The sequence below is a fragment of the Aliivibrio sifiae genome (assembly GCF_002954715.1).
Taxonomy (GTDB): Bacteria; Pseudomonadota; Gammaproteobacteria; order Enterobacterales; family Vibrionaceae; genus Aliivibrio; species Aliivibrio sifiae.
Window position 1 is genome coordinate 1,530,610 of the sequence record NZ_MSCP01000001.1, and the last position, 25,857, is coordinate 1,556,466.

Consider the following 25,857-nt stretch of genomic DNA (forward strand, 5'->3'; position numbering starts at 1 on the left):
ACTATTTAATCTAAAAAAAAGCCACCCAATGGGTGGCTTTTTTTATAAAAACATAAGCGAATTCAAATTAGAAAGAAGCTTTCACACCAACAGCTAAACCAATCTCGCTATCTTTAACATCATTGCCACCAACTTCAGCATAAGCAGTTGTATTTGGAGCTAAAGCATAACCACCGTTTACATACCAAGTTTGAACATCATCAGAGCCCTTAGTATCATCAGATGAAAAGCTATAACCAGCAGCAAACAACCAATCAGCCATAGTATAATCAGCAGCTAGAGCAATTGTATTTGTTTTCATATCTTCAAGAACTTTACGCTCTTTATCAAGAGAATAAAAACCAGCAGATAGATTAATATCTTCAATACCTGCAAAACGAGCTTCCAATGCTGTAAGCATTTCAGTAGAACCACTATCTAAATCAGAATTACCAACAAAAGCAGTAAAATCAAAATCAGCTACACGGTAACCTAATTTAAGATCTGCATGCTGTCCATCATCAGCAATACTTTCTGAGCCGTTTTTATCTTGAACAAACGCAGCAGTCATGTAAAAGCTTTCAGTATCTAGGTCATAACGTAACATTTCATCGCCACAGTACGCTTCATCACCAGAGAAAAATGTTTTGATACCAAACTGGTAATCTGAACCAATACCTGCATCATCAAGTGCAGAACAAGTACGACCTACCTTAACAGAACCGTAAGATTGAGAATAAAGAGCAACATAAGTATCACCAACCTCTGCTGATGTAGACTTCCCCTTAGTTACATCACCGCTCGCGCCGTCAAATTCCCAGTAGCCACCGAATGAAACTTCGTCGTTGATAGCGTAACGAACATCAAAGCCAAAATCAGCATCTTGGATTTCTTGTTGGTAAGAACTACTGTCTAAAGCGTTTTTGTAAACTACTTCGATGTCACCGTGTAGACCAACAGTTACACCGTCTTGATTGTAAACTTCAAATGCTTGCGCTGAACCAGCTGATGCTGCTAAAACTGATAATGCTACTAGAGTCTTTTTCATAATAATCCACTGCCTTTTCTTAGAAAGATTGGAAATCCGTTTTCCGGTTCCCTGTTTTTATGTAATTTTATTCTGCATCGACCAACACATCTAACCGTGTGATTAATCAGTACTTCTGAATTCGAGAGCTACTTTGCAAAATCTTTCCCCTCATGTCAACGGCACTAGTAAAAAGTTACAAAAAAACATAAAACCTTAAATAACAAAGACTTATTAAAATATAACACCTTTAATTAACTAGAAGTCATATAAGTAACCCATAAAACATAAATATTTATTTCCACCTTCAAAAGAATATAACTTCAAAGAAGAAACATAAAAAACATTAGGAAAGAATAAAATCTCACAAAAATGAAATTTAAAGGCATTTAACTCGTTCTAAAATTTAACATTTAGACCTTTTTACCGCTTACATCTTACTTTCGTGACGAAAGTCTCTAATTTATTACATAAGAATCTATTTTTTGCAGGAGATCACATTTAAGCAGGCATGTTACAATGCTTTTTTTTATTCAATTGAGTCGATTCATGTTGAACAAAGCTGTTACTGATTGCATTCGCGAAAGCTATAAAACGCTACAAGACCAACTTCCCGGCTTTATACCTCGCCGTGCACAGAACTATTTAGTAGCAGAAATCGCTAAATCACTTGCAGGTGAATACAGTGAGACGCATCGCATGATTGTGGCAGAGGCAGGGACAGGGATTGGTAAATCCTTGGCTTATCTGCTAAGTGCTATCCCCTTCGCAAAGTTAAATAATAAAAAAGTGGTTATTTCAACGGCAACTGTCGCCTTGCAAGAACAATTAGCGCATAAAGACTTACCCTTTTATCGTAGGATCTCACCACTCCCATTCTCTTTTATTATCGCTAAAGGCCGCCAACGCTATTGTTGTAGCCATAAACTGGCCTTATTAGTAGAAACAAACCACGAAGAAGATAAACAAGCGGCCTTATTTACAGAAAAACCTAAAAAGAAAGATTTAGAACTTTTGAGAAGAATGTATAAAGCATTAAGCGAAGGTAAGTGGGATGGAGATATCGATAGTTGGCCTAGCACTATTCCACCTCCTATATGGCAATCTATTGTTTCAGATAAATATAGTTGTCATAACGGCTTGCCAATGCATCGTGAGTGCCCATTTCAAAAAGCACGGGAACATCTAGATAAAGCAGATGTAGTAATAGCCAACCATAGCTTAGTCATGGCTGATATTGATTTAGGTGGCGGTGTTGTTCTTTCTGAGCCAGAGCAAACTATTTATATTTTTGATGAAGCACATCACTTACCTCATGTTGCTCGAGAACACTCATCAGCAGCAGCAAATTTAAAGGGTACAGCTTCTTGGTTAGAGTCATTAAATAAATCAGTTAGTAAATTTTGCAATCTTGCCGATCAGAAACGTGTGAATCGCTTTCAGAATACGTTGCATGAAAATCTACAAGAACTTATCCCCTCTTTAAATCAACTGAGTAAACAATTTGATCCAACATTATTTAATGATGATGGTATTTATCGCTTTGAACATGGTGAAATTCCCACTTGGCTTGCAGATCAAGCTAAAGACTTAAAAGACCTTTCAACCAAAGCCAATCAAGCGCTAGCAAAAATTAGTGATTTAATCTCTGAGCGAATGAAAGATGGGGAGCTAGCCCCAAGAATGGCTGAGCCTGCTTTAGCTGAAACTGGTTTCTATCTGCAACGATTAGAGAACTTAGCGCAAGTCTGGTTCTTAATGGCAAAACCAAACAGCGATAAAGGTGCACCACTCGCTCGTTGGTTAGAAAAAAGCAAAGATAGAGAAAGTGACGTTGTAATTAATGTCTCTCCTCTTGAAGTCGGTTGGCAGTTAGAGCAAAACTTATGGAGCCGAGCTGCAGGTGCCGTCATTGTCTCAGCAACCATGAGAGCTTTAAATAGCTACTCTTTCTTTTGCCGACAAGCTGGTATTTCAGAAAAACAAGAAGATGGCGTTCGTTTTCTCTCTTTAGCTTCACCATTTAATTACCAAGAAAATGCACAACTAGTGATCCCTAAATTACCAATGGAACCTTCTGCTCCTGGTTTCACAGATCTGTTAATCGAAGAATTACCATTGTACTTAGCAGACCAAACATCAAGCCTAGTTTTGTTTTCTTCTTATTGGCAAATGAATAAAGTAGCTGAAGGTATTGAAAAAATAGTTAAGAAGCAGGGTTGGAGTTTATTGATTCAAGGTCAAGAATCTCGTCAAGAAATATTAAAGAAACATAAAAAGCTGTGTGAAGCGAAAAAAGTTAGTATTTTATTTGGAACTGGGAGCTTCTCTGAAGGGTTAGATCTACCGGGAAATTTACTAACAAATTTAATTATTACGAAAATACCATTTGGTGTTCCAACCTCTCCTGTAGAGGAAGCGCATTCAGAATATATAGAAAGCCGAGGTGGGAATCCATTTATGCAGATCAGTGTTCCAGAAGCCAGTAAAAAGTTAATCCAATCAGTTGGACGATTACTGCGTAAAGAAGAAGATTCTGGTAGAGTTGTCCTCTTTGATCGCCGAGTTATAACTAAACGTTATGGCAAAGCGCTTTTAGATGCATTACCTCCTTTTAAGAGAGTGATAGAGTAAGCTTTGTTATGAACAATCGCATATTGCGATTCTAATACTAATGTCAATAATTAGACTATTTTTATAGTTCTCAATTATTGGCACCAATATCATGATACACATAATTATATAAGAGCCTATATGGAATTTCTTGAGCCTAGTACCCTGATTGTTTTGGGATTAGTTGCCTTTATTGCTGGATTTATTGATGCTGTTGCTGGTGGAGGTGGAATGCTAACCGTACCCGCTTTGCTTTCAATTGGTTTACCACCACATATTGCTTTAGGTACGAATAAACTGGCTGCTACTTTCGCTTCATCAACAGCCGCATTGACTTATTTCAAAAAGAAGTTGTTTGACCCTAATTTTTGGAAAACCTCTTTTATTGCAACCCTTTTTGGCGCAACCTTTGGTACTCTACTTGTTAACTACATTTCAACTGAATGGCTAGAAAAAGGGCTTCCTTTAGTTATTCTAGCTGCCGCTCTTTATACCATTTGGCCAACTCGTGTGACATCAGACCAAAATGTACTTCCAGAGAAAACACCCAAATTAAAAAAACAACAAATCATACAAGGCTCCATATTAGGATTTTATGATGGAGTTGCAGGACCTGGTACAGGTGCATTTTGGACAGTAAGTAGTATGGCGATGTATCGCCTGAATATTTTACTCGCTTCGGGTTTAGCGAAAGCGATGAATTTCACTAGTAATATTACCTCATTAATTACGTTTGCTATCCTTGGCCATATAAACTGGGCCTTAGGACTAACTATGGGTGTATGTTTAATGGTTGGAGCATTTATTGGCGCTCACTCCGCTATTCGCTTTGGTTCTAAATTTATTCGTCCCGTGTTTGTAACGGTTGTTTGTATTCTAGCCGTCAAATTAGCTTTAGATGCTTGGTTCTAAAGCCACTCTGTTTATACTGAGGTTCATATGACAAATTTTAGTTCTATTGAGATCATGCTTGAGCAGCTGGGTAAAACTGCTGCAGAGATAGATCGTCGTCGAGGTGAGCAGCGTTTACCTCTATTTGATGAACGATTATTTGGCTGCCGAAGTCGTTACCTTGTTCCATGCATTAATGAAACAAAAGAAACACTAAAATCAATACAGCGTGAAGAACAGGCAAACATTCTTACAACACAACGGGCTGAATATTTAACTCAAATGCTTGTCTCACAGATCCAGGCCGTTCAACGGGAAGTAGCAACTCAGCGTATTCGATCTAATGAGCCTCGTCCAAAAGGCAGTTATAAAAAACCAATTAGCGATATGTACCAAGACTTAGCCCAACATCAAGAATGGGAACGTCGACTAACTCAAATGGTACGAGAGCAAGAGCATACTGTAAATCAATGTAACTCATTCGCTCAACAGCAAGGATTACAAAAAACACTCTTAACCACAGAGAAACGATTACAACGCTGTAAAGAAGCAATGAAGCGTCTAGAACAACAAATAACTTATCGAGAACAGCATGACTAATCAATCTAAACCAACAGCAAACACAGAGGCTATTGTGGAAACAGAAAAAACAAATAGTCTTCTTGATAATGCTCCTGATGACGTAAAACTCGCCGTAGATTTAATTTATTTATTAGAAAATAATCATGTTGAAAAACAAACAGCAATTAGTGCATTAAAAATGGTACTCAATGATTACGAAAATAAGTAAGACAGCAGATTCAAAAATGAGACAACTGCAAAATATTTAAACACTACAGAAATAGCTCTATTTGATTTATTTACATAAAACTTAGATCTATTTCTCAATTAATTTTCATCACGAATTATTCCTCTTTATTATTTTATTTTACCCATTTAATATTTATCTATAAATAGATTGATAATAACAATCAAATCAATAATAACTTATTATAACGTCATCGTGTCAGTATTGATAAAAAGCAATTTAATGCTTACATCGACTGATATTAGCTAGGGTAAATATGTTTTCTTATAATGAAATCCTCACTGATATATCAGAAGAGGATCGCTTAGGCATAGATTTTACTTATGAACCTGAGTTTGAGTCTATTGAAAATGAAATAAACAAAGCGACAGATCTGTTTGCAACAAGCAAAACGGACTGGCAACTCGTGCACTCTAATTCATTGAATTTAATATCAAAAAAAAGTAAAGATTACCGCTTGCTTTATTGGATCTTACTCTCATTTCAGCACATTACATCATCTATTGAATATACATCTCTTTTAACATTAGTTAATGAATTCATCATTAAATACAAGAGCGATATCTATCCTAAAAGAAAAAAACTGCAATATTCATCTATTAACAAAATAGTTTTTATTATTAATAAAGAAACTAAATTAATAATTGATAATATAGTAGATGTCGATATTACTGATAAATTAATAGATATTTTATTAAAATTAGATGACTCAATAAATTCAACTTTTGATTCTAAAACAGATAATGTTTCTTTGTTAATTGACCACCTTAATAAACATAAAAAACGATTAAAGTCAGAAAAAAAACCATCCGTGGCTGATAAACAAAACACTATTGTTAATCAATCAACTAGTCCTATCACTACTTCAAAAGATAGTTCATTCTCACAAGATGAAATAGCGAATGATCGTGATGCAAATAAAGCATTGCGCCATCTACAAGATGTCTCTCGTTGTCTTTCAAAATATTGGCTAAATCAGAAAATCGGAGACGAAAAAGCATACCAATTGAGTCGTACATTAACCTGGCTGACTATCAACCAAACACCATCAAGTAACGACGATCACATCACAATGCTCAAACCTGTTCCACAAGCACGACAACAGCACTTTTCTCAATTAAGGAGTGAAGGAAACCATACTAATTTACTCATTGAACTTGAAGAAAGTTTATCTAAATCCCCCTTCTGGCTTGATGGCCACTTCATGGTGTGGGAAACCTTGTCTGAATTAAATCATCACGATGCAGCTCAATCTGTGATAGATCAACTCTCTTTACTCATAAAGAAAACACCTAATATTACAGACCTTAAATTTGATGATGCTTCTGAATTTGCAAAACCAGAAACACAAGCATGGATTGAACAATATTGCTCTCAAAACACAAAACAAAACCAATCAACTCCACAGCATATTGAAAACAACACAGCCAGTGATTGGGACTTAGAACTCAAAGAAGCCTTATCTTTATTACAACAAGAACCTTTAACGGATGTCCTACAGCCTCTTATTCGTGGACATCATCAATCTCGCTCTGCACGAGAGGCTTTCTTCTGGCAATTCTCACAAGCCACATTGCTATTGCATGCAAACAAATATGATCTAGCAGTCCCTCTTCTTCGGTGGCTAGACAAACAATATTCACATTCAGTATTAACACAATGGGATCCCCTGCTTGAAGAACGTTTATTGGATCTCTGGCTTACCTGCCAAAAAAAACTTCCAGTGAAAAAACAAGATCCCCAATTAATAACAACCTTACGTGAACGACTCTGTTGCCTAAATCCAATACGAGTACTTAATGACTAAGCAGTTTATATATTTGAGCTGTTCTTAAATTACAATTCTAGGAGACCCCATGTCAAAAGATGGATCTGTTGCACCAAAAGAGCGTGTAAATGTGACATTCAAACCAGCAACCTCTGATTCAGCAGAAGAGCTTGAATTACCGCTTAAAATGATGGTTCTTGGTGATTTCACTCTTCAAGATGACGAGCGACAACTCGAAGATAGAAAACCATTCAGTGTCGATAAAAGCAATTTTAACGATGTGATTGAAAAGCAGAATCTAAATATTTCATTTGGCGTAAAAAACCAACTTCAAGGTGGCGAGGGGCCTGAGAAAATAGCGGTCGATCTTTCATTTAAAAGAATTAATGACTTTGATCCTGCCAGCATTGTAGAGCAAGTTCCCGAGCTAAAAGGCTTGATGGATCTACGTGAAGCTCTTGTTTCTCTAAAAGGTCCATTAGGAAATGCACCTTCATTTAGAAAAGCGATCGAAGATGCTCTAGTTGATGAAAGTGCACGTGAAAAATTACTAAACGAGTTAGGTTTAGCAAAGGAAAAGGAATAATCCATGACAGACGTAAGTACAGTTCAAGAAGCACAAAATGACATTACCGTCGGCCTTCTTGATCAAATCGTAGCTCAAACCAATTTAACACCAGAAGATGAAACCTATGGTATTGCTAAACGCGGTGTTAGTGCTTTCATTGAAGAGCTACTAAAACCACAAAACCAAGAAGAACCAGTCAAAAAAGCACTTATAGACAAAATGATTACAGAAATCGATCAAAAGTTAAGTCAGCAAGTCGATGAAATCCTACATCATGAATCATTTCAACAATTAGAATCTTCATGGCGTGGATTAAAATTACTTGTTGATCGTACCGACTTCCGTGAAAACATTAAAATTGAAGTCATTAGTATATCAAAAAATGATTTATTAGAGGATTTCGAAGATGCCTCAGATATTACCCAATCAGGTCTCTATAAGCATGTCTACACTAACGAGTTTGGCACGTTTGGTGGCCAACCTGTCGGCGCTATTATTGGTAACTATCACTTTGGTCCTTCTGCGCCCGATATTAAAAATCTACAAAACTTGGCTTCTGTAGCTGCGATGGCTCATGCCCCATTCATTTCAGCTGCAGGGCCTAAATTCTTTGGTTTGGAATCTTTTGAAGGGTTACCTGATTTAAAAGATCTAAGTGATCATTTTGAAAGCCCACAATACTCAAAGTGGCAAAAATTCCGTGAACAAGAAGATTCCCGATTTGTCGGATTAACCCTGCCTCGATTCTTGCTACGTCAGCCTTATGACCCTGAAGACAATCCAGTTAAAACATTTAATTACCATGAAAATGTCTCTGCTACTCATGAAGATTATTTGTGGGGCAATACTGCTTTTACAATGGCGACTCGTATAACTGAAAGTTTTGCTAACTTCCGTTGGTGCCCAAACATTATCGGGCCACAATCTGGTGGCGCAGTTGAAGATCTTCCCCTTCATCACTTTGAAAGTATGGGCGATATTGAAACAAAGATCCCAACCGAAGTATTAGTCTCAGATCGCCGAGAATATGAGCTGGCTGAAGAAGGCTTTATTGCGTTAACTATGCGCAAAGGATCTGATAATGCAGCTTTCTTCTCTGCAAACTCAGTTCAAAAAGCTAAATTTTTTGGTAATAGTGAAGAAGGTAAAAATAAAGAGCTTAACTATCGCCTAGGAACTCAACTTCCATATCTGTTCATTATTAGTCGTCTAGCTCATTACATTAAAGTATTACAGCGCGAACAAATTGGCAGCTGGAAAGAGAGAACCGATTTAGAACAAGAGCTAAACTCTTGGATCCGTCAATACATAGCAGATCAAGAAAACCCACCAGCAGAGGTTCGCAGTCGCCGCCCTCTACGAGCTGCAAATATTGAAGTCTGCGATGTTGAAGGAAGCCCAGGCTGGTATCGCGTAAATCTATCTGTTCGCCCTCATTTTAAATACATGGGATCTGATTTCACACTCTCATTGGTTGGTAAGTTAGACCAAGAATAATAAGTCCCCTCAGTGCTTAATAAACACTGAGGGATTACAAGCACATAAATTGTCGGATACTTTACCACTTTAAGGATTAATTACACATGGCATCACAACGACTATTTGAGCGATTATTAACAGGGACAACACAACATAATCTTGTCTCTACATCGTTAGAGATTACAGAGTCTATTCGCTTGCATGTCGCTCAACTATTATCAACCCGACAAGGCGATGCTCTTATATGTCCAGACTTAGGTTTACCCGACCTTAATATGTCTCATATGACACCTCATGACGCCATAATTCATGTAAAAAGAGAGGTTGAAAGGGTAATCCACCATTATGAAAAACGCATAACTAACATTAAAGTACATTATCTAGGCGATATTTATAGCCCACTTCACCTGTATTTTGATGTTCAGGGTGACATTATATTCAATGGTAAATGCACCCCTATTTCATTTACAACTCATGCTCAAACAAGCGGTCAAAAAACTAACCACCTTAATATGCAAGGTGCAGCATGAGTTTTAATAACTATTATCAATCTGAACTGGTTGCCTTACGAGAACTTGGGAAATCATTCTCTGAAGAAAATCCAGCTTTGGCACCCTTTCTTGGTCAAGAAGGACTCGATCCTGATATTGAACGCTTGTTTGAGGGCTTTGCTTTTTTAGTTGGCCGTTTACACCAACGTTTAGATAATCAACTACCAGAATTAACTCATTCACTAATGCGATTATTGTGGCCAAACTACGTTCAAGCTATACCAGCAATGAGTACATTAAGATTCACTCCTGTTAGTGAATTAACACAAAAAACACGAATACCTCGCGGTACAGAAGTATTAAGTCAACCTATTGATGGTATTCAGTGCCAATTCAAAACGTGTTACGACATTGATATTTACCCTATCTCTATCCATTCTTCATCATTTATGGCAAATGGGAATGGAGGAATATATCAACTTCGTCTAAAACTAGATTCTGGTATCAACCTTCATTCATTAGGAATGTCAAAACTTAAAATTCATTTTAATGGTGATAAAGCAAGCTGTCTTTCTTTAATCATGGCCTTACGTTCTGCCACAACCCAAGCTGAATTCTGTGCATTAAATGATAACCAAGAACTGATTAATCGAAGTACCTTCCCAACAGAAAGCATTCAATCTGTTGGTTTTTCTACTGATCAAAATCTCTTTGATTACCCACTAAACACATTTGAAGGTTATCGCCACATCCAAGAGTTTTTTTGTTATCCTGAAAAATATTACTACATTGACTTAACCGAGTTGCCAGTTTGGCCAGCTTCGTTTAGTGAAGGCTGTAAATACGTCGATATCAAATTCACTTTAGCCAATATTACTCACCAACCTTTTTATGCTAATCGCGTACAACCAGAACTGTTTTGTACTCCGATTGTGAATTCATTTAAAACAGATACGCAGCCACTTTTATTAACACATCGTAAAGATCAATATAAGATCAAGCCCTCATCATTAAATGACAACCAAAGCACTATTTTATCGATTGAAGAAGTCCATGGCTGGAACCCTGGTCAAAAAGGACGTATAGATTTTTATCATTTCGAATCTTTTGAACATAACGATTCTGATAAATATTCAAACTATTACAGTATTCGACAAGAAAAGAACATTGTAACTGGGCATTTTGATACCTATTTATCATTCCGTTCTCAGTATACCTTTACCAATAATATAACCGTTTCCCTTGGTGTTACTGCATGTAATGGCCCTTTAGCACAGCGTTTAGCGATTGATTCGATAACCCAAACCACATCGCAAACGACAGGCTCTGTCGAGTTTACCAACATTCGTGCCGTTACTCCTTGTTATACTCCCCCCATTGAAAAAGATGGGCTCTGGTCTTTGATCTCAAATATGTCTCTCAACTATTTATCACTAACAAAGCCAGAAGCATTCAAGCGTATCTTATTGGCTTATGATTTTGCAGGGCAGCAAGATGATGCTAAAGGGAAAAAACACCAACGATTGATTAATGGCATAGAAAACATAACCACAAAACCAAGCGATATGCTTTATGAAGGTGCCCCTGTTCGAGCAATGAATACGCATTTACAGCTCAATAGTAAACACTTTCTATGTGAGGGTGAGCTGTATTTGTTTGCCAGTGTTATCAATGAATTCCTTTCTCTTTACACCAGTATGAATTCATTTAACCAACTTAACGTAACAAGTACTGATGGAGGAGACTATTCATGGCAACCACGAATGGGACAGCAACCTCTAATCTAATGCTTAAACAAATAACAACTCTTGTGGAAGACCTTGATCTTTCGATCAAACACATCGGCCATTTATCACTAATGAAAGCGTTGGATCATATTTGCCACCAGTTGAGTCTGCATTATGATTTACCTCATGATCTAGCGTATGAGCGCATTCAATTTATTGCGAATGCTTCACAGGGTTTTGCACCACGAGAAATCCAATCGGTGTCTATCGCAATACATAGCGATAAATTACCAAAAGTGACTCTAACGCTAAACATGCTTTCTCTGATCGGGGCATCATCTCCATTACCCCATTACTATAATGATTATTTATCACAAGATGAGAATAATGTTCTTAAGCCATTCTTAGATATTTTCCATCACCGCCTCCATCGCCTCATTCGAACCGTATGGCAAAAATACCGATATAACGCGGCATTTAGAGAAGGAGCTAATGACCCTTTTTCTCAACATATTTTTGCGTTATTAGGACTAAAAAGTGAGGAACTCAGAGAAGATAAATCGATTAACTGGCCACGACTTTTCCCTTATTTGGGCTTACTTAGTCAACGAGTTCGTTCTGCAAATACGATTGAAGCGCTGCTCCGTTATTACTTTCAGCATCCCGATATTTACATTGAAGAATGTATTTTACGTCACTGCCAAATCCCTACCACACAACTTTGTGCTTTAGGCCAAAGTAACGCATCACTATCAAATAGCTCAGTATTGGGAGACAGTGCTCCCGATCGTGCTAATAAATTTCGTATCCATATTACCCAGTTAACATGGGAACATTTCCACTCATTTTTAATAAATAAACCAAACTGGTTCACTTTAAACAGACTGGTTCAATTTACTGTCAAAGATCCACTCGATTTTGATATTCAACTTCATTTAAAAAACGGAGAACCCCGTCCATTAACGCTATCAGACAGCAACGAATGCTGCTTAGGTTGGACGAGCTGGCTAGGTTCAAGTGCTAATGAAGGCCGTATTACACTTTCAGGAAAGACATTATGATTAACGTAGAACTACCTCAACTAATTAAAACATTAGATAAAGAATCTCACTTAGCATTAGAACAAGCGGCTCAACTCTGCGTTACTCGTGGAGGGAATGAAGTGCTTTGTGAAGACTTTATTCTCGCGGCACTTAATGACCCCCAGAGTTTTTGGAATAAAGCCTGTCAGCAATATCATGTTTCTACCGAACATTTAATTGAAGCATTACAACACGGTAGAAAAAATACATCTTCTGAAAGCAACCACCCTGTACTTTCGACTGCTTTAATTGAATGGCTACAAGAGAGCTACTTGTATTCCATGCTTGAAATGCAACTCTCAGAAATACTTGCAGCTAATTTATTATTAACCTTGCTTACTCACCCTAATAAATATGGACACACACCCTATTATCGAGAACTAAGTGTTATTCCAGCTACATCATTAAAACAGCAAGTCGAAGGTTTAATTAATTCCACAGAACAAAAAAAATCAACAAATCATGAGCATCAAAATGCGCTTGAATCCTATACAACCAATTACACTCAATTAGCAAAAGAAAAAAAGATAGACCCTGTTCTATGTCGAGACAGTGAGATCAGACAAATGATCGACATTTTAGCTCGTCGTCGTAAAAACAATCCGATGATTGTTGGTGAGGCTGGTGTAGGGAAAACCGCACTGGTTGAAGGCTTAGCAATAAAAATAGTACAAGGTGAAGTTCCTGAATTATTAGAAAATGTCTCTCTTCTTTCGCTCGATCTAGGATTATTACAAGCAGGAGCAAGCATTAAGGGGGAATTTGAACGTCGTCTTAACTCTGTCATTACCGCAGTTCAAGAAAGCCCAATGCCTATCATTCTTTTTATTGATGAAGCACATACGCTTATTGGTGCTGGTGGTCAAGCTGGCAGTAACGACGCAGCAAACCTATTAAAACCAGCTCTTGCTCGTGGAGAGCTTCGGACTATTGGTGCAACTACATGGTCAGAATATAAAAAATACATTGAAAAGGATCCCGCATTAGCGCGACGCTTCCAACCCGTCAAAGTGAACGAGCCAACGGTAGAACAAGCCGTGACTATATTACGCGGTTTAGCTGGATGCTATGAAGAAAGCCATGGTGCCTATGTACGAGACGATGCCATTATTGCCGCTGCTGAACTATCAGCTCGATACATTAGTGGCCGACAACTACCAGACAAAGCCATCGATCTTCTTGATACAGCCTGTGCTCGTGTCAAGATCAATCTAAAAGCCAAGCCTGAACCATTAGAAGCACTTTTACACACGATTACCATTACTCAACGTGAACTCAATTATGTAGTAAGAGACCAGCAAGCTGGACTTTCTATTGACACAAATATTATTCTGAATCTTAAATCCACACTTATACACACCCAAGAACAAGCCAATGAATTAGAACTGAAATGGTCAATACAAAAAGAATTAGCGGAAGCACTTTTAACATCAAGAATTGATATATCACAATGCGCTAATGATGAAGATCGTGAACGTTTAATCTGTAATCAACAAGAGATTTATCAACAACTCCTTGAAGCTCAATCATCGGGTTCTTTAGTTAATTATGAAACTTGCCCATCACTGATTGCTGAAGTGGTGTCTCACTGGACAGGGATTCCAATGAGTACCTTACAACGAGGTCAAGCAACCCAAGTATTGAATATAAAAGCACAACTTAAAGAGCAAATTAAGGGTCAAGACCAAGCCGTCATCGCTTTAGAAAAAGCGATCCAAGCAACCGCTGCCGGACTTAATAATCCCAATGCGCCCACTGGTGTATTCCTGTTTGTTGGTCCAAGTGGTGTAGGAAAAACACAAACGGCACAAGCCATTGCTGATTTAATGTATGGCGGAGAACAATTCCTTACCACGATCAATATGTCAGAATTTCAAGAAAAACATACCGTCTCTCGTTTAATTGGATCTCCTCCGGGCTACGTTGGCTATGGTGAAGGCGGCGTATTAACTGAAGCGGTACGTCAAAGACCATACTCAGTGATTCTATTAGATGAAGTAGAAAAAGCAGATCCTGAAGTAATGAATATCTTCTACCAAATCTTTGATAAAGGCACCGCTAATGATGGTGAAGGTCGTGAAATAAACTTTAAACAAACATTAATTATCATGACATCTAATCTCGCTTCAGATCAGATTGAAGCTCTTTGTAATCAAGACGATAAACCAACAACAGAAGCACTTACAAAAGCCATTCGTCCAACCTTAAATCAATATTTTAAACCTGCATTAGTCGGCCGAATGAATGTCGTTCCTTTCTTCTCGCTTGATTTAGAAAGCATGGAAGCCTTAGTCTCAATTCGTTTAGAACAGCTAAAAACACAACTGACCAAACAGAACATAGAACTTACTTATAATGAAAACATCATTCAACACATTGCTAAAAGTTGCACATTAACTGAAACAGGAGCAAGAAATATAGATGCCATTATCAACACTCAATTAAAGCCTGCATTTTCTTCCCAAATATTACTAGCGCTCGCTCGACAAGAACCTCTAAGCCAAATATCTATCGATATTGACAGCGACGGGCACGTCTTTTGTGAGTTTGGGGAATAATCATGCAAAAGCAAGGACAAAGTATCGTCAATAACCAACACGACGAGCTGGGTGAGTTTACCCAATGTTGGTTATCTGGTGTTCTTAAACATAGTGGCGCTCAAAAAGTCATTTGTTTCTTATCTCAAGTATCAGGAACACAACTTTTTAAAATGGCTGAAGGTGATACTCAACGTAATGATCAACGTACAATTAAATTAACCTATTTAGAGCATAATCACGTTAAAAATAAACGTCTTAATACTGATTATCGAGAATTCAATACCTTAACTCTTTGCATGGCAGAAGGACGTAATTTTAATCTTCATTTTAGCCAATGCAGCGAAGAAATTAAGGATTTGCTTTTTGAACAATCAGAACATTACTCATTAACTGATGGTGAAGTCGAATTCATGCCATTAAAGAATTCCCAACAAAGAGTATCTGGAGTTCTGATGTTCTATTACCCAAGTTTTTCTTCTTATAAACAAAGCGACCGACAAACTATCCATACTCTGAATTCTTTAGCGGTCGATCGTTTAGCTTCTGCGCTAAAAAAACAACAAAAGTCACTAGAAGCGAAACTAACATCGTATGCTAACAATACAGATATTCCTTCTGATCTCAATATCATTGGTAATAGCCAAGCAATAAAAACAGTCCGCTTAACCATTTCTAAAGCCCTGCATATTAATCGTAATGTCTTAGTTACAGGAGAAACCGGCAGTGGTAAAGAGCTGATAGCAAAAGCCATTCATCAATTTGGTAATCGTAGAAACGAACCTTATGTCGTTCAAAATTGCGCCTCGATTCCAGAACATTTATTAGAAAGTGAACTATTTGGATATCAAAAAGGCGCATTTACAGGAGCAGACAGAGATTACATAGGACTAATACGCTCGGCAGATAAAGGCATTCTTTTCTTGGATGAAATTGGTGATATGCCGAGTTCATTACAAGCTAAATTACTTCGTGTATTAGAAGAAAAAAAAGTGAGGCCTCTTGGTTCAACCACCCTTTATGATGTTGATGTAAAAGTCATTTCAGCAACACATCAAGCTTTAATAAAGAAAATAGAACAAGGGGAATTTCGCCAAGATCTCTATTTTCGATTAGCTCAATTCCCTATTGCCCTTCCTGCTCTAAGAGAAAGAGAAGGTGACGTGGCATTACTCAGCCATTTCTTTGCCAACAATTACGCGCAAGAACAACATCAAGCAACTCCCGAATTAACCAAAGAGTTTATTGAATATCTAACAACCTATTCTTTTCCCGGTAACGTCCGTGAACTCAAAAATATCATTGAACGTTGTTGTATGGAGGCTCCTGAAAGTAAGAAACTAGACAAAATCGTTATTATTCAAGTCTTGAACGAACTCATGATGATGACCCCTCAGAGACAGAATGAAAACCAACAAACTGGCAGTCTTTCTTCTCAAATCGAACAATTTGAAAAAACAGTTCTAATGGCATATTTAGAAAAACACCAAGGACACCTTCAAACGGTTGCAAATAGATTGGAGCTTTCAAAGGGCTCACTTGATTATCGATTAAGAAAATTTAACTTATCCGCCAAGGAATGGAGATATTAAGCATGTTGTTACGCTTTTCACTACTCATAACTATCTCGCTGCTTTCTGCATGCAGTAATTACGATGATTATCGTCCCGTTGGCGATCCCGAACCACAAGAACAAACAACCCTAGTTTCAGAGGAGGAATAACATGGAACTGGCCTTTGATATAATTCAATCACACGATCTTCCTATCGACACCCTGCCAACATTCACCTTCAAAAAAGCGGGAGGCACCATAGGTCGTAGTCCTAATGCCGATTGGTATATTGCTGATTCAAAACGTCAGCTCTCAAATGTTCACGCCTCTATAAGTTATGACGACGAACAATACTTCATTACAGATAACAGTACTAATGGGACTTACTTTAATGGACAAGAAGCGTCTTTAAACAGCGGAGAATTACACCCAGTGTCTCACGGTGATGTGTATGAACTAGGTTTTATTAAAATTAGAGCCCGCATCCTTCAAGACCCTACTAATTATTCATCTCCAGAAACAAACAGCAACAAGAGTTTAGATCCATTAGCTAATCACGGAACTGATCAAAATCCATCGGTTTTTGACATGATCCCTGATGACAGTTTTTTAAGTAATACTCCAATCGAGGAACTACTAAATAGCGATGAAGAAATCCTTCTCAAACAGGTTGAAGATACGGTTCCCTCTCAAGCAACCGTTGATGACTCGTTACTCAAAGAACAGTTTATTTCACCAGTATTAAAAGACGACATCATTAATGAAGACATTGAACTTGAAGCCCAGCCAATTGAATCATATGCCTCAGCAGAGGTAGAAGTGAATAAGTCACAACAACAAACTGAAGCTGCGAAAGTAGCGCCAATAGCGAACAATAATGACGCTTATTTAACTGCATTATCAAAAGGGTTAGGTATTGAACTAACCAATTTAGAAAACCCAGAGCAAACTCTGTTTGATATAGGATCTGCATTACGAAGCTCTATTAATGGCATCCAGCAGTTACTTCGCACTCGAACTGAAATTAAAAACAAACTGACAGCGAACGCCACCACTATCCAAGCTCAAGGAAATAATCCAATTAAATTTAGCCATGACGTCAACGATGCCTTGAATGTCATCATTAATCATAAGCCTGGCTATTTACAAGGTATCGAAGCCATTAACCAAAGCTGTAAAGACATTCAAGCCAACCAGCTCGCGATTCATGACGCTTGTCAGCATACCTTAGATGCTTTGATCGATAAATTATCACCTCAAACTTTGACCTATCGCTTTGTTCAAGATGGCGTACAAAATCGATTTGGGAAGGCTGATGCCCAATATTGGCAAGCCTATACAAAATTACATGAAAAAATAAGCAAAGATAAAGACTGGCGAAATGCCTTATTGGAGCAAGATTTTGCTAAACAATATGAGTCTCAACTACAGATCTTATCCGCAGCACTTCGCGTTTAACGGCAACTATAAGTGATAAAAAGGACGTAACTATCATGAAAAAACTGTTTTCTCTCATCATCTTGTTTTTTATAAGTGCATGCAGCAGTACACCAGATCCAACCTATGTCGCGTTAACACTTAATGCGTCTGCAAATCTAAACCCTGACCATGTTGAGCGCCCTTCACCATTGGTCGTTAAAGTCATTGAAATTTCATCAATCACCAGTTTTGAAAATGCTGAATTCTTTGATTTATATAACAATGCTAAATCAACACTTGGCTCTGATTTTATTGCCCAAGAAGAACTTATTTTAAGACCGGGCGATAAAAAAACCATCAAACTAAAATTGGATATTAAAGGTCAATACCTTGCTGTTATTGGTGCATACCAAAATATAGAAGGTGCAGATTGGTATTATATTTATACCGTCGAACCTGAAGAAGCTCAGAAAATAGAGTTAATTGCAACGGACACCGCGATAGTAAAACTAGAGCGCGTAAAGAAAAAATCAACTCAATCCAACAATAGCACACGTATCTAGAGGGCCGATAAATGCAAAAAGTAATCTGGAAAGAAGGCATGCTATTGCGCCCTCAACACTTTCAACAAAATGATCGTTATTATCAGCATCAACTGCAAGTCAGAACACAGCAACAACACAGGTTCAATTGGGGGTTTCATTCACTAAGTTTTGATAACCATCATTTATCCGTTGGTAAAATTGTTATCAATCAGGCTGCGGGGATCCTCCCTGACGGATCTTTATTTGATATTCAGCATCAAACAAACCCTATTGTGTGGGAGTCTGACGCTCCAGCAACTAACCTAAATCTGTATTTAGCTATTTCGCTTTCTACAATAAACAGTCCTGAAGCTCGTAATGAAAAAGAAACCGAAATAAACACACGTTACGTATCTTACGATCTGACTGTTTCTGATAATAATGCGCAAGTTCAAAACCTACAAACGATCAGCTGTGGTGAATTAGATTTCCATATTATTACTGAAGACGAAATTGATAATCATTGGGTAAAATTAAAACTATGTGAAATAAAACAAGTCACTCCTGAAGGGGCTATTCAACTTAACCCAAATTTTGAAGCAAGCTTTATCAATGGGTTACATTCTTCATTAGTACATAGAGCATTACGAGAAGTACTCACCCTAGTAACACATAAAGCCGATATATTAGCAGAGCGTATAACCCAATCAGGACACGCGACATCAGAGATCGGTGATTTTTTATTATTACAATTGCTGAACAAGTATGAGCCTCACCTCCATTATTTAAATAAAAGCGCTTATTACCACCCAGAAGAACTCTTTTTACTTCTTGCTTCATTACAGGGTGAGCTTTCAACTTATGATTCAACGCACCGTCGAGCGAATCTTGAAATCGCTTATAACCACAAAGAACAAGGTAATGCTTTTGAGACCATATTATTCCAGCTTCGTAAGCAATTAAATCAATCATTAAAACAAAACGCGTTTGAAATTCCACTTCAAAAACGTAATCACGGCGTATTAATTGCGCCAATATCAGATGATTCTTTATTACAAGAAGCGACCTTTATTTTAGCTGCTCGCTCTCATACCGATGCAGAAACACTGCGTAAACAATTACCACCACTGCTAAAAGTAGGACCTGTTGAAAAAATTCGCAACTTAGTAAACTTACAACTCCCAGGGATAACGTGTCGCTCTCTATCTGTTGCTCCGAGACAAGTTCCATTTCATGGTGACTATTGTTATTTCACTTTAGATCTCAATGCAAATGATCGCTCACAACTCACCCAATCCGGCGGGTTTGCCTTTCATATTGCAGGTGATTTCCCTGAACTTTCTCTCTTTTTCTGGGCAATAAGGAACCGTTAATATGAACAGCAGTAACATGGATGACCGCACTGTTCTTATCACACAAGAACCGCATCAAATCAATCCAGTATTAACTCAAAATATGAATGCACCCAAATTTGATCAGCTACAAGATCGCATGGTTTATGCTGCTCGTATAAAACCAGAAGAATATAATTTTGCAGGAAATAATCCTTTAATCAGCGCAGCATCGTCCCTTTTGTGCATCACTTGTGATTTAAAGAAGGAAAGCTATCAAGACATTGAACTTCTGAAACCAAAACTAGTTGAAGAGCTTAAATCGTTTGAATTTCAAGCGTTAAATTCTGGGGTAGAGAACAACTACGTTGCACTATCTCGTTATTTATTATGCTCATTTGTTGATGAAGTAATTGTTACTACTCCTTGGGGTTCAGAAAGTCATTGGGCATCACAAAGTATGTTAAGCAGCTTTCATAACGAAACTTATGGCGGTGAAAAATTCTTTCTTTTACTAGAGAAACTTAGCCGAAACCCAGCAAAATACTTAGATCTCTTAGAGTTAATGTACCTATGTTTAAGCCTAGGATTTGAGGGGAAATACCGCGTATTATCAAGAGGATTGGTTGAACTTGATGCGATTAGGGATTCTTTATATCGACAGATCCGTTCACTCCGAGGAGATGAAAAATCAAGCTTATCTCCAAATTGGGAACCAAAACAAGTTCAGCGTCATAAACTAACAAGACAGACCTCATGGGTTGGTATTATCTGTGTCGTTACTATTTCATTATGCGCTATTTATGGCGGTTTTTACTACGTTTTAAACCAGCAATCAGAACTCGTTATTCATGCTTTTCAACAGATTGAATTATAGGATTTTCACGGATGAAATCATTTTTTAACTCATTAATGACTATTTTAAAAAAGACATGGTGTTGGAGTCTACTTTGTACTTTATTCATCGCTTTACTTCTTTGCCTATTTGGTAAACATATTGCTATTGCCAATACCCCATTAATTGAAACCACAACAGGCAAGGTGCTTACTGTTTTTATCTGCTTACTATTATGGGGTTCATTCAATCTTACCCTTTTATGGCTAGCTAAACGCGAAGCACAAAAAGATGAAAATAAAGAAGCGTATGAAGCAGCCCAATCAGAGCTTGCTTATATACAAGAACATACATCCACATTAAAAGAAAAACTGGATGCCGCGATTGCCACTATAAAAAGAGCCGGATTGTATGGCAAGCTCAGCAATAACGTAAAATACCAACTTCCTTGGTACATGATTATTGGCCCTCAAAACAGTGGCAAGACAACATTATTAGAGTGCTCAGGACTAGACTTTCCTCTTAATCAAACGGATGGTCATTACACAAGAGATATTCAAAACAGCCAGCATTGTGAATGGTATTTTGCTAATCATGCGGTATTACTTGATGCCGCTGGTCGTTTTTTTGACCTACATGAAAATGAATTAAATAAACCTATTTGGAATCGTTTTTTAAAAGCATTACACAGCAAACGTCGTCGCCGTCCACTTAATGGTGTAATTTTAACAATTGATATAACTACCCTACAATCCCCTGACGAAAGCAGTATTGAAGTACAAGCTCGCTATGTAAGAGAGCGATTACAAGAAATAAGGCATGAACTTAACTCTGATATGCCAATTTATTTCTTACTGACAAAAATGGATAAAGTCGAAGGATTCGAGCCCTTTTTCTCCTCTCTTTCTCGTGAAGAAATGGACCAAGTATTTGGAGTAACATTCAATGAAGGCGAAGGACAAAAAGCAGATAAAATAAAACAAGAATTTGAGAAGTTAATTCTACGTATTGATTCGCAAGTCATGGCTAAATTACATGATGAACGCGACGTAATGAAACGTGCAGAATTATTACAATTCCCAAGACAACTCAGCTTTCTTGCAGAACGTTTAGCCCTATTCTCGGAACTTGCCTTTACCAAAACACGTTATCATCAAGCTTCCCATTTACGTGGATTATATTTAACATCAGTCCCTACCCCAATAAATACACATACAGACCCTAGCACTTCAAATATAGGGCAAAACCTAGGTATAAGCTCACGAGTATTACCTACTTATCAACATCAACGCGGATTCTTCATTCGTAAGTTATTAGATGATGTTATCTTCCCAAATAGTGAGTTATCGACACTCAACGAGAACTATGAGAAAAGGGTTAAACTTAAAAATATTGCAATCTACGCAAGTTCATTCGCCCTAGTTATTGGTCTTGGTTCATTATGGGCAACTAGCTTTTTAAATAACCATAATAAACAGCAGCAACTTCTTGAGCTAGCCGGTGACTATAATCAAAATATTGTTCATCTATCTCCATTAGCTCCTTCCATAGAGTTATTACCGACACTTGATGCTTTATTAAAAGCGACACAAGTATACTCTGAAGAAGAGGACAATTTTCCAGAAAACATGGCAGGCTTACAACAAGGAAAAACGTTAAGAGTAACAACCAAAAACGCGTATCATCAGCAATTAGTTGAATTGTTACTTCCTAAAATCACAAGTGAGCTTGAGTATCAGGTAACTAACAATCAAGATAACCGTGAATTTCTAACTCCCTCTTTGCGTGCTTATTTAATGTTAAATCTGCATGAACATTTAGATACTAGTTATTTAAAACAATGGATGGGGCTGCATTGGTCGTATATATACAGTGGTTCGGCAACAGAGCAAAGTTCATTACAGACTCACTTTTCAAACTTACTCGACATTGGTTTCGAACCCGTCTCTTTAAACGACAATTTAGTGGCAAAATCACGCAAGTATCTTAGAGAGGCAGATACATCGGCGTTGGTTTACCAGCAATTGAAACAAGATGCGAAGGAGATGAACTTACGAGATATTAAGCTAAGCGATCACCTTGGGCCTAATCAAAATATATTTAACCATACCAGTACGTTAATCCCCGGTTTATATACCCAAGAAGGCTATCAACGTGTATTTTTAAATAAAGGACTCGATCAAGTTAAGCAATTAATTGATGAAAATTGGGTCATCGGATTATCTAGCGATTTAAGTACAAATGAGATACGGGCACTGTATGCCGAAGTAGAAGATCTTTATTTTCATGATTATATTCTTTATTGGAAAGAAGCCGTTGATCAACTACAAATAAAGCCAGTTAACAATATAGACGAGGCAATCCTTCAAATCGCTAATATGACAGGATCGAGTCAACCTGTATTAAAGCTTCTGAATCTAGTTCGTGAAAACACCACGTTTATTGATCAAGCTCAACTGGCATCTAATGCCACAAAAACGACAAAGAAACTACCGATTAATACCAAGCTTAAAAAGGTTGCTTCTCTTGGTCTTCATAGTGTTGAAGAGCGCTCACAAAGTGCTAGAAAAGCGGTAAGTAATCAATTTGAACCATTAAATCTATTATTAACAGATAAAGCACAAGCGACTATACCTCTTGAGGATGCCTTGGTTGTAATCAATGAGCTAAGTGGCCGTTTATCAATGGTTAAATTCTCCCCTAACCCCGATCAAGCAGCCTTTAAAATTGCAAGAGATCGTATGCAAGGGATCCCAAACGAATTAAACGACATTCGAGTGATGGCAGAGACTCTTCCTCAACCATTACAGCAATGGTGGAAACAGATCTCAAACAACGCGTGGGGCATAACACTAAATCACTCACGAGATTACATACAAATGGTCTACCACGATAAGGTTGTCACTCATTACGACGTCGCATTATCTGGCCGCTATCCTTTTACAAATAGTAACCAAGATGTAAACATTCCCGATTTTGACGAATTTTTCCAAAATGGGGGAATTCTCGATTCTTTCTTTAATGCCTATTTAGCGTCGTTCGTAAATAAACAGAAAGGAAAATTTACACAGAAAGCATTACATGGTCATTCTCTTGGACTATCTAAATCATTTTTAAATCAATATAACTACGGTTTAACCATTCAAAGAATGTTTTATGGATCTAAAGGAAAAGAAGCCAATGTCTCTTTCCGTATTGCTCCTTTTGAATTAGATGCGAGCGCCCTTCAATCTACGTTCTATTATGGAAAGAAAAAATTTGCTTATCGTCACGGACCAATTCAGAAAAAACGCTTTACGTGGCCTATCACGAATCAACGTCAATACGTAAGTTTTGTTCTTCAAGATTTGAGCGGCACAAAAGTAGTTAATCAACAAAATTCTGGGCCTTGGGCTTTTTTCAGAGTATTAGATAAATTCAGTGTCAATAAATACCGAGGCAATGATGTCATTAAACTCGATTTAGAAAATAAAGGGATGAAAGCAAAATACTTAATTTACAGTGATCGCACTCCTAACCCATTTAATCGAAAAATATTAACTAATTTTTACCTTCCAAAAAGGATTAATGGATGAGCCAGCAATTTCAAACGGCTCACTTCTCAGAAGAGGGAAAGGTAAGGGACAAAAATGAAGACGCTATTTTGTCCTTTACCGAACAAGGGATCTGGATTGTTGCTGATGGCATGGGTGGATATGAGTATGGAGAGATAGCCAGCAATATGATCACTGATGCTTTTCAATCTGAATTATTATATGGAACGATAGAACAAAAAATTGAAAAAGCAAAACGAATGTTATGTAAAGTTAACCATCACTTAAGTCAAGAAAAGACTCTATCTCACAGTGCCGTTATTGGTAGTACTGTGTGTATGCTTATTGCTCATAATGGGCACATTGCTTGTCTTTGGGCTGGGGATTCTCGCTGTTATCTCTTTCGTCATAATAAGCTTTATCAAATTTCACAAGATCATACTCGTGAACAAAACGGTAGAGAGGCACTAACCCAGGCAATCGGCATGGGTCATGACCTCTCGATTGAGCACTGTATTGTCCCCTTACAGCATCAAGATACTTTTTTGCTCTCTAGTGATGGTGTACATAAATATCTTGCTAATACCATGATAGAAGCCTGTATGGCACTGCCTAGCGCATTAAAAGGATGTTATCACTTAAAAGAACAAGTCTTACTTACTGAAGCAAACGACAATTTATCAGCAATTATGATTAAGGCGAATAGATGACTGAAATGAATATTAACCATTTCCTTTCTGATGAATCTGAATTTAACAATGAAGATTCATCTTCTAAAAAAGCGCCTTTAAAACCCATTCCAAAAATCATTAATGGCCGTTATAAAATAAAACGCGTATTAGGTGTCGGTGGGATGGGAATTGTTTATCAAGTAGATGACTTATTATTAAAAAGTATAGGATTGGAACAATATGAATTCGCTATAAAAGTATTAAATAGTGAATCCGCTGAATTTAATGATGCAGATTTACTTTTAGTTAATGAGTACTTACAAGCAAATCAATTACAACACCCTAACATTGTCCCAATACAGCACTTAGCATTATGTGAAGAATCACAGCGAGGGTTTCTGGTAATGCCAATGATTAAAGGTGAATTACTGTCTTTATTACTCGACTCTCCCTTTGAAGATATTCCTGACGAGGCTCGTTTAAAATATGCTTTTATATTAATAAATTGTTTACTTCACTGCCACAAACGAGGCGTTATCCATGGTGATTTAAAACCCAGTAATATTCTTATTTCTAACAATAATGAGCTACATCTTTTTGATTTCAGTATCAGTCGAAATATAGACCCTGATAAAAATAATTTTGCGATTAACTTTAATCAAGTTCATGCATGGAGTGGCGATTATGCGGCACCAGAAGTACTTCAAGGTAATGCTCCAACCATAAAGAGCGATCTTTATTCACTTTCAATCTTACTCTATAAGCTCTTACTCCGAACTCATCCTTATCAACAAAAAGAAAACACTGTAGAGACAAGAACAAAGGAGCAACAAAAGATACATAAATTACTTCTTCAAGCAATGGGGCCAGTACCTGCTGAAAGGCATTTAAATTTTAAAGTCTTAATTTCTGTCTTTAAAGAAATTAAAAATAAGCAAAATACAGAAAAGAAAAAACCACTATTACAAAAAGTGACTTCCGTATTTTCACGACATTAGAATGGATAATAGCGATATAGATT

Annotated in this window: 21 protein-coding genes; 20 read left to right on the plus strand and 1 reads right to left on the minus strand. The window is 37.4% G+C overall.

Translation table 11 applies throughout. From position 1 onward, the window contains the following. Positions 1-67 precede the first annotated feature (67 nt). Positions 68-1,027 (minus strand): porin, encoded by a 960-nt coding sequence (locus tag BTO23_RS06785; protein WP_105063229.1) that lies wholly within the window; start codon positions 1,025-1,027, stop codon positions 68-70. 528 nt (positions 1,028-1,555) lie between these two features. Here BTO23_RS06785 and dinG point away from each other — a divergent pair. The 20 genes from dinG to BTO23_RS06885 all read left to right on the plus strand — a co-directional run bounded on the left by dinG (position 1,556) and on the right by BTO23_RS06885 (position 25,834). Continuing rightward, positions 1,556-3,640, plus strand: coding sequence for an ATP-dependent DNA helicase DinG (gene dinG / locus BTO23_RS06790; protein WP_105063230.1), 2,085 nt, complete (start codon positions 1,556-1,558; stop codon positions 3,638-3,640). 120 nt (positions 3,641-3,760) lie between these two features. Beyond that, positions 3,761-4,531, plus strand: a complete 771-nt coding sequence (locus tag BTO23_RS06795) for a TSUP family transporter (protein ID WP_060990636.1) — start codon at positions 3,761-3,763, stop codon at positions 4,529-4,531. A 27-nt stretch (positions 4,532-4,558) separates the two neighbouring features. Beyond that, positions 4,559-5,110, plus strand: coding sequence for a primosomal replication protein (locus BTO23_RS06800; protein ID WP_060990635.1), 552 nt, complete (start codon positions 4,559-4,561; stop codon positions 5,108-5,110). After that, positions 5,103-5,300 (plus strand): pleiotropic regulatory protein RsmS, encoded by a 198-nt coding sequence (gene rsmS, locus BTO23_RS06805; RefSeq protein WP_105063231.1) that lies wholly within the window; start codon positions 5,103-5,105, stop codon positions 5,298-5,300. Before BTO23_RS06800 ends, rsmS begins: the two co-directional genes overlap by 8 nt. Positions 5,301-5,574: 274 nt before the next feature. Continuing rightward, entirely contained in the window at positions 5,575-7,125 is a 1,551-nt protein-coding gene (gene tssA, locus BTO23_RS06810) for a type VI secretion system protein TssA (RefSeq protein WP_105063232.1), read from the plus strand. A gap of 49 nt (positions 7,126-7,174) precedes the next feature. Then, positions 7,175-7,672: a type VI secretion system contractile sheath small subunit gene (gene tssB / locus BTO23_RS06815; RefSeq protein ID WP_060990632.1), complete on the plus strand. Its 498-nt coding sequence runs from the start codon at positions 7,175-7,177 to the stop codon at positions 7,670-7,672. A gap of 3 nt (positions 7,673-7,675) precedes the next feature. Continuing rightward, positions 7,676-9,151, plus strand: a complete 1,476-nt coding sequence (gene tssC / locus BTO23_RS06820; protein ID WP_061002079.1) for a type VI secretion system contractile sheath large subunit — start codon at positions 7,676-7,678, stop codon at positions 9,149-9,151. A gap of 86 nt (positions 9,152-9,237) precedes the next feature. Next, a complete protein-coding gene (gene tssE, locus BTO23_RS06825) occupies positions 9,238-9,663 on the plus strand; it encodes a type VI secretion system baseplate subunit TssE (protein ID WP_060990630.1) in 426 nt (141 codons plus the stop codon). Continuing rightward, positions 9,660-11,411: a type VI secretion system baseplate subunit TssF gene (gene tssF / locus BTO23_RS06830; protein WP_105063233.1), complete on the plus strand. Its 1,752-nt coding sequence runs from the start codon at positions 9,660-9,662 to the stop codon at positions 11,409-11,411. The genes tssE and tssF overlap by 4 nt, the downstream gene beginning before the upstream one ends. Continuing rightward, positions 11,375-12,412, plus strand: a complete 1,038-nt coding sequence (gene tssG / locus BTO23_RS06835; RefSeq protein WP_060990628.1) for a type VI secretion system baseplate subunit TssG — start codon at positions 11,375-11,377, stop codon at positions 12,410-12,412. Before tssF ends, tssG begins: the two co-directional genes overlap by 37 nt. Beyond that, positions 12,409-14,991 carry a type VI secretion system ATPase TssH gene (tssH, locus tag BTO23_RS06840; RefSeq protein WP_105063234.1) on the plus strand — a complete coding sequence of 861 codons (2,583 nt, stop codon included), beginning with the start codon at positions 12,409-12,411 and terminating at the stop codon, positions 14,989-14,991. The genes tssG and tssH overlap by 4 nt, the downstream gene beginning before the upstream one ends. Positions 14,992-14,993: 2 nt before the next feature. Then, a complete protein-coding gene (locus BTO23_RS06845) occupies positions 14,994-16,562 on the plus strand; it encodes a sigma-54 interaction domain-containing protein (RefSeq protein WP_061002071.1) in 1,569 nt (522 codons plus the stop codon). Between the two features lie 2 nt (positions 16,563-16,564). Then, on the plus strand, positions 16,565-16,693 hold the full coding sequence (locus tag BTO23_RS21580) for a hypothetical protein (RefSeq protein ID WP_105054449.1): 129 nt from the start codon (positions 16,565-16,567) through the stop codon (positions 16,691-16,693). 1 nt (position 16,694) lies between these two features. Then, positions 16,695-17,981 (plus strand): type VI secretion system-associated FHA domain protein TagH, encoded by a 1,287-nt coding sequence (tagH, locus tag BTO23_RS06855; RefSeq protein WP_061037035.1) that lies wholly within the window; start codon positions 16,695-16,697, stop codon positions 17,979-17,981. A gap of 35 nt (positions 17,982-18,016) precedes the next feature. Continuing rightward, the gene (tssJ, locus tag BTO23_RS06860) at positions 18,017-18,505 is read left to right on the plus strand and encodes a type VI secretion system lipoprotein TssJ (protein ID WP_060990624.1); all 489 of its coding nucleotides are present in this window, start codon (positions 18,017-18,019) and stop codon (positions 18,503-18,505) included. A gap of 11 nt (positions 18,506-18,516) precedes the next feature. Then, positions 18,517-19,839: a type VI secretion system baseplate subunit TssK gene (gene tssK / locus BTO23_RS06865; protein ID WP_105063235.1), complete on the plus strand. Its 1,323-nt coding sequence runs from the start codon at positions 18,517-18,519 to the stop codon at positions 19,837-19,839. Position 19,840: 1 nt separating this feature from the next. Then, the gene (gene icmH, locus BTO23_RS06870; protein WP_061028412.1) at positions 19,841-20,674 is read left to right on the plus strand and encodes a type IVB secretion system protein IcmH/DotU; all 834 of its coding nucleotides are present in this window, start codon (positions 19,841-19,843) and stop codon (positions 20,672-20,674) included. Between the two features lie 11 nt (positions 20,675-20,685). After that, the gene (gene tssM / locus BTO23_RS06875) at positions 20,686-24,207 is read left to right on the plus strand and encodes a type VI secretion system membrane subunit TssM (protein WP_105063236.1); all 3,522 of its coding nucleotides are present in this window, start codon (positions 20,686-20,688) and stop codon (positions 24,205-24,207) included. Beyond that, complete coding sequence (locus BTO23_RS06880) at positions 24,204-24,875, plus strand: PP2C family protein-serine/threonine phosphatase (protein WP_061002062.1); 672 nt, start codon at positions 24,204-24,206, stop codon at positions 24,873-24,875. Before tssM ends, BTO23_RS06880 begins: the two co-directional genes overlap by 4 nt. Continuing rightward, on the plus strand, positions 24,872-25,834 hold the full coding sequence (locus BTO23_RS06885; protein ID WP_105063237.1) for a serine/threonine-protein kinase: 963 nt from the start codon (positions 24,872-24,874) through the stop codon (positions 25,832-25,834). Before BTO23_RS06880 ends, BTO23_RS06885 begins: the two co-directional genes overlap by 4 nt. Positions 25,835-25,857 lie beyond the last annotated feature (23 nt).